The 3,535-nt window shown below is 66.9% G+C and carries 3 protein-coding genes; all 3 read left to right on the forward strand.

Translation table 11 applies throughout. The features are described 5' to 3' along the window. The first annotated feature begins 32 nt into the window (after positions 1 to 32). Positions 33 to 461 (forward strand): DUF1636 family protein, encoded by a 429-nt coding sequence (locus EOA38_RS30940; RefSeq protein ID WP_127301011.1) that lies wholly within the window; start codon positions 33 to 35, stop codon positions 459 to 461. Positions 462 to 463: 2 nt separating this feature from the next. Next, a complete protein-coding gene (gene cobW, locus EOA38_RS30945; protein ID WP_127301012.1) occupies positions 464 to 1,501 on the forward strand; it encodes a cobalamin biosynthesis protein CobW in 1,038 nt (345 codons plus the stop codon). Positions 1,502 to 1,518: 17 nt separating this feature from the next. Next, positions 1,519 to 3,535: cobaltochelatase subunit CobN (locus EOA38_RS30950; RefSeq protein WP_189435032.1), on the forward strand; the 2,017-nt coding region annotated here is incomplete at its 3' end.

Raw genomic sequence — 3,535 nt, forward strand, 5'->3', positions numbered from 1 at the left:
CCCGGCGGGTTTTCCGGGCAAGGAGCCTGGTTTTGGATCGCAACGGCAGTTTTCCAGCCAATATCGCGGATTTTTCGTCCGAGCCCGACGACGCATTGGCCGGAGTCACCGTCATCGTCTGCTCGTCCTGCCGCGACGAGACCGGCTCGGACGCGCATCCGCGCGCCGGCGCCCTGCTTGCCGAAGACACGCGACGCGCCGCATCGGACGAAAACATCCGCATCCGCACCGTCGAATGCCTAGGCAATTGCAAGCGCCGCCTGAGCGCAGCGCTCCTGCGCGACGGCTGCTGGAGCTACGTCTTCGGCGACCTGGAAACCGCCAGCGGCGCCGACCTCGTCGCCGGCGCAAAACTCTTCGCCACCGCGACCGACGGCCTTATCCCCTGGCGCGGCCGGCCCGATTCCCTCAAGCGCGGCCTTGTCGCCCGCATCCCTCCTCTCGACCTCCTGAAGGACTGACCATGAACGCCTCCGTCTCCCGTGTTCCCTGCACCGTCGTCACCGGCTTCCTCGGCGCCGGCAAGACGACGCTGATCCGCAACCTGCTCGAAAACGCCAAAGGCAAGCGACTGGCGATCATCGTCAACGAATTCGGTGATGTCGGCATCGACGGCGAGATCCTGAAAGGCTGCGGCATCGACACCTGTCCCGAGGAAAACATCGTCGAGCTCGCCAATGGCTGCATCTGCTGCACCGTCGCCGACGACTTCGTCCCGGCGCTCGACCAGATCCTGTCGCTTAACCCCAAGGTCGACCACATCCTGATCGAAACCTCGGGCCTCGCTCTGCCGAAGCCGCTGGTGCAAGCCTTTCAGTGGCCTAGCGTGAAGAGCCGCGTCACCGTCGATGGCGTCATCGCCGTGGTCGATGGCCCGGCGCTGGCCGATGGCCGCGTCGCCTCCGACATGGACGCCCTGCAGGCGCAGCGCGCCGCCGACGACTCGCTCGACCATGACGATCCGGTCGAGGAGGTGTTCGAGGACCAGATCGCCTGCGCCGACCTGATCATCCTGTCGAAGAGCGACCTGATGGACGCGGCCGGCTCGCAGCGCGCCAACGCCGTCATCGGCGAGCATGTGGCGCGGGCCGTGAAAGTCGTGCCGACCACGCACGGCAAGGTCGATCCGTCGGTGTTGCTCGGCCTCGGCCTTGCCGTCGAGGACGACATCGAAAACCGCAAGACGCACCACGACGACGAGCTCGAACATGAGCACGACGATTTTGATTCCTTCGTCATCGATATCCCGTCGATCTCGCATCCGGACGAGCTGGCGAAGCGCGTCGCCCTTGCGGCCGAGCAGGAAAACGTGCTGCGCGTCAAAGGCTTCGTCGAGGTTGGCGGCAAGCCGATGCGGCTTCTGCTGCAGGCCGTCGGCCCGCGCGTCAACCACTATTACGATCGCGCCTGGACCGCCGAGGACGACCGCCGCTCGCGGCTCGTCGTCATCGGCCTCAAGGGGCTCAATCGCCCGGCGGTCGAACGTATCCTCGCCGGCTGAGGCAAGCACGAAAAGCGATGCATATCCTCACCACGACATCCGCCTCGCTCGACGATCTCGCCGAGCCGATCGATCTCAGGCAGACGCCTGCGGATGTCGTGGCGCTGTCCTTCACCGACAGCGACCTCGCCGGCCTGGCCGCTGCGTGGAAAGCGGACGCGGAACACCTGCCGTCGATGCGGCTCGCAGCACTTCGCGACCTCCGCCACCCGATGTCGGTCGACCTCTGGATCGACAGCGTCGCCCGTCATGCCAAGGTCGTTCTGGTCCGCATCCTCGGCGGCTACGACTGGTGGCGCTATGGCTGCGATCAGCTCGCGACGGTGGCGCGCGAGCGCGGCATCAAGCTCGCGCTGCTGCCCGGCGAAAGCCATGACGAGGATCAGCGGCTAATCGAGGGCTCGACGCTGCCGCGCGCCGAGTTGGACGCCTTGCTCGGCTATTTCCGCGAGGGCGGCCCGGCCAATATGCGCGCGCTGGTGCAAAGGCTGGCGCGGCTTGCCGGATCGGATGCCGCGGCGGCCGAACCGGTCAGCGTGCCGAAGGCGGGTTATTACGAGCCCGGTCGCGGCGTGGTCCCCCTCCCCCTTGAGGGGAGGGTCCGGCCGCAGGCCGGGGGTGGGGTCCTCCGCGACACGCGCCGGCACCATGAAGAACGACCACAGGAAGAGACGTTAAGCCCAGTCGTCCCGACCCCTCCCGGCCCTGCGGGCCACCCTCCCCTCGAGGGGGAGGGAAACGCCGCGTCCATCATCCCCATCCTCTTCTATCGCTCCATGCTACTTGCCGCCGACATAGCGCCGATAGATGCCCTCGCGGAAGCATTGCGGCTGCAAGGCATGGCGCCCGCGCCGATCTTCGTGTCCAGCCTCAAGGATAGAGCCTCGCTGGATTTCGTCGAAACCGCCCTCGCCTCACTGAACCCGGCCGCCATCATCACCGCCACCGCCTTTGCCTCCGGCGCGGAACCCGGCGCCGAAACACTTTTCGACCGCGCCGGCGTGCCGGTCTTCCAGGTCATCGTCGCCACGACGAGGCGCGAGGTCTGGGAGAAGAACCAGCGCGGCCTGGCGTCAGCAGACCTCGCCATGCATGTCGTGCTGCCAGAACTCGACGGCCGTATCCTGGCCGGCGCGATCTCGTTCAAGGGCGCGGTTGAGACCGACCCGGCGCTGGCCTTCCGCGCCTTCGCCAACCGGCCGGAACTGAACCGCGTCGAGCAGGTCGCCAAGCGCATCGCCGCGTTCATTCGCTTGCAACGGACGCAGCGGGCCAAGCGCAAGCTGGCGATCCTGATCCCCGACTATCCGAGCGCGCCGGGGCGGACTGGCTACGCGGTTGGCTTGGACGTGCCGTCCAGCGTGCTCGCCATGCTGCATGACCTGAAGGAACAGGGCTATGCGGTTGACAGGATTCCACAATCGCCGCGCGCGTTGCTGGATGCGCTGGAGATGGGCGGGCAAGGTCTCGCCTTCGAGGACTACCTCGCGTTCTCGACCGAGTTGCCAGAAGTCGCGCGTAACGCTGTCGGGGCGGCATGGGGAGCTAGCCACGAAGCTCACGTCAATGCGCCCCCCTCTGTCCTGCCGGACATCTCCCCCTCTAGGGGGGAGATTGAGCCCTCATCGCCGCTTTCGCCAATCGCAACAGCTGGAAAAGAAGCGCTGCCGGCGGCACTGCTAATCTCCCTCCTTGAGGGGGAGATGTCCGGCAGGACAGAGGGGGGCGCGACAGAACGCCGACCTTCGCAGACAAGCCCCGACACCCACTTCCCCTTCCGCGCCGCGACCTTCGGCAACATCACCGTAGCGCTGGCCCCTGATCGCGGCCGCTCGGCCGACCGCCGCGCCGACTATCACGACCCCACTCTCCCTCCCCGCCGCGAATTGATCGCCTTCGGCCTCTGGCTGCGGAAATCGCTCGGCGTGCACGCCATCGTCCATGTCGGCGCGCACGGCACTCTGGAGTGGCTGCCGGGCAAGACGGTCGCGGTCTCGGAAAGCTGCTTTCCCGAGATCGTCACCGGCTCGCTGC

It is taken from the genome of Mesorhizobium sp. M1E.F.Ca.ET.041.01.1.1 (genome assembly GCF_003997355.1).
Taxonomy (GTDB): Bacteria; Pseudomonadota; Alphaproteobacteria; order Rhizobiales; family Rhizobiaceae; genus Mesorhizobium.

Coding starts and splice junctions, on each gene's coding strand:
- cobW (WP_127301012.1), top strand. CDS start 464: ATGAACGCCTCCGTCTCCCGTGTTCCCTGCACCGTCGTCACCGGCTTC.